Annotated in this window: 2 protein-coding genes; one reads left to right on the top strand and one right to left on the bottom strand. The window is 67.5% G+C overall.

What is annotated here, in order from left to right; genetic code table 11:
• The first annotated feature begins 230 nt into the window (after positions 1–230).
• Positions 231–968, top strand: a complete 738-nt coding sequence (locus KHQ28_RS27905) for a glutamine amidotransferase (protein ID WP_032418924.1) — start codon at positions 231–233, stop codon at positions 966–968.
• On the opposite strand, the gene pqqF is transcribed toward KHQ28_RS27905, so the two are convergent.
• Positions 965–2,851: pyrroloquinoline quinone biosynthesis protein PqqF (gene pqqF, locus KHQ28_RS27900; RefSeq protein WP_211777779.1), on the bottom strand; the 1,887-nt coding region annotated here is incomplete at its 5' end. The genes KHQ28_RS27905 and pqqF overlap by 4 nt on opposite strands.

Raw genomic sequence — 2,851 nt, 5'->3', positions numbered from 1 at the left:
GGATGGGGTGGTGGCCGGACCGACGGCGCGCGCCATCCTGGACCATATTTTTGTCCCGCAGCAGGCATCTTCGGCGGCAGCCGATGTGCCGCAGCGTGACAGCGCCGATGCCCAGTAAGCGACAGGACTTATTCCGCAGGCGCATCGTCCATAGTAATTGGTTATTTGTCCCATCGTCTTCCCGGCGGCATAGTGTTTTACGGGAACATGACCCGGAGCGAGGAGGAAAGGTGACACGTAACCGATTACTGCTGGTCCAGACCGGCACGCCGCCGACGGCCATTCGCCAGGCGCATGGCGATCTGCCGCGCTGGTTTCGCACGCTGCTGGCGCCGTGGCAGACGCAGCTCACCACGGTGCGGGTGTTTGAAGATGAACCGCTGCCGACGCCGGATAACCAGACCATAGCGGTGCTGACCGGCTCGTGGGCGATGGTGACCGATCGTCTGGCGTGGAGCGAACGGACCGCCGACTGGATCCGGCAGGCGGTGGCTATCGACATGCCGCTGTTCGGCGTTTGTTATGGTCATCAGCTGATGGCCCATGCCCTGGGGGGCGAGGTGGCGTATCATCCTGGCGGGCGGGAAAGCGGCAGCCAAACCATTACGCTGTCGCCATGGGGTATCGATGATCCGCTGCTGAGCGGCCTGCCGGCTACATTTCCTGCGCATCTGAGCCATTTGCAAACCGTGACTCGTCTGCCGGAAGGGGCCACGGTGCTGGCCGCGTCCTCCCACGATCCCCACCAGATTGTGCGCTATGGGCCGCACGCGGTCTCTACGCAATTTCACTCGGAATTTACCGCGCCGATAGCCCGTTCGCTGATCCGCCACCGGGAGGCGGTGCTGCAGGCGGAAGGTATTGACGCGCAGCGGTTACACGACGAGGTGCAGGAGAGCCCGCAGGGCGCGGCGATCCTTACGCGCTTCGTCAGCGCCTTTCTGACCCCGGATGCCCCCGGCCATTAATCCCCTGTCGTGAATAGCACCTGCCAGCGGCGACGCCGGCGGGTCATTTCGCGTGCCAGATCGGCCACCTCTGCAACGCGCAGCGCGTCGACCGCCTGCGGCGTTAGCTCTGGTAAACCATACTCCTGACGCAGGGCGGACAGCGCCCGCGCCTCTGGCGGCCTGCTGGCGCGGATCTGAGCGGCCAGGCGCTGCTGTAGCGGTCTGAAGGTCGCCTCATCCATGGGGGCCAGCTGGCGCAGAAAGTCTTTACCACAGCGCAGCAATTCCCCGGCGCGGCGATCCGGGGACTGGAGCGCCATCAGCAGCCCGTCGCGATCGGCGACCCGCTGATAGCGGCAGCTCACCACATAGCCAATCTGCTGCTCCACCCGCAGGCGCTGGAAAAATAGCGGCTCACAATGCTGCGCCAGCAGCCGCAGGGCCGCCAGCGAGGCGCCATCCGGCAGCGGAATAAAGACCAGCAGCGCCGTATCGCCTCCTGGATAAACCAGACGTTCGACGCCGCGGCGGCAGGGCGCCGGAGCGGGCATCGGCGGATTAACCGGGGCGGTAATCAGGCTCAGCTGACGCGCTACCCACTGCGCATCTTCTGCGCTGCCGCCGGCCAGGGCCGACAGCCAACCTTCCTGATGCCCGGATGTACCCAGCCGTTCGGGGAGTTGAGCCATGAGATGACGGATAGCGATACTTTCCGGCGGTGGGGTCAGCGAGGCGACCGGGAGCGCGAGCTGCCGCAGGATGGCCTGCAGGATCGCCTCCGGCCGTCGGCCTGGCTCCGGCAGCTGGAGGGTCAACTGCCAGCTGCCGTCGAACAGATGCCACTCGCCGTGTCCCCCGGCATGGCGCAGGGCGGCAAGCTGTGGGCGCAGCTGTTCCCCACGCGCCAGTCCTTCGGCCTGATCGGGCGAGCAGTAGAAGGGCGGTCGCAGCAGGAGCCTCGGCGGCTCTCCCGGTGACGGGAGGTGGAGCAGCGGCGCGGCTTTCTCCGGGCATTTGGCAAGGAGATCGCCAGCGGCCTGCGGATAAAAAGCGAACGCCAGCGCCGGGTCAGACTCAGGGCGGCGGCGCCAGCGGCTAAGCGGCAGGCTAAAGCCCTGGGTGGCAACAGGCTCCCCTGGGGAAACGGTCTGACAGGCCAGGCTGACCGACGGGGCGGCCTGCAGGGCGGCGCAAAAATCGGCGAACCCGGCGGGCGGCGCGCCGGGGGCAAAGCCGAATGCCCGCTGGCGCAGCTGATCGAGAGGCGACAGCGCCTGAAAGCGGCGGCGGGATAGCTGATAGTAGTGTTGCTGCTGCTCAGGCGTCGTTTGCTGTAGCGCCTGCAGCCAGTGGGTTATCTGCCGGTCGACCTCTTCCGGCCGGTCGCTGGCGAAGACCAGCGCCAGCCAGCCGAGGTGCCGATCCTGATACAGCCAGTTCAGCGCCACATCCCCGGCCAGCCGGCGCTGGCGCAGGCCGGCCATCAGGCTGCCGGGGGCTTCATCCAGCAAAAACTCGCGCAGTAACGTGACGTTGTCACTTAAAGCGATCAGCGGGCAGCGCCACAGCGCGGGCTGGCTGGAGACCGCCAGCTGCAGTGCAGTGAACTCGCCCAGGCGCAGCGGCGGCGCCGGCGGCGGAGCCTCGCCTGCGGCAAGCCCGGCGGCGAAACGGGCCGCCAGCTCGCCGAGCGCCTCCAGCGACTGCGGCCCCTGCAGCCAGAGCTGCATTCGCCGGGCGACGTAATGGGTGCGGTGAAAATCGCCTAAGGCGGCCTGCAGCGCAGCGAGATCGCCCGCCAGCGCGTCGGCGCTGCCTACCTGAAAGCGGCGAAACGCCGGGGGCGCGCTGGCGGCGTGGCGCACCGCGGCTTCCCGGCGCGATGGCTCATGCTGCTGGAT

It is taken from the genome of Klebsiella sp. 28 (genome assembly GCF_018223905.1).
In the GTDB taxonomy this organism is placed as follows: Bacteria; Pseudomonadota; Gammaproteobacteria; order Enterobacterales; family Enterobacteriaceae; genus Klebsiella; species Klebsiella pneumoniae.
This window is presented reverse-complemented; position numbering and strand designations above follow the sequence as displayed.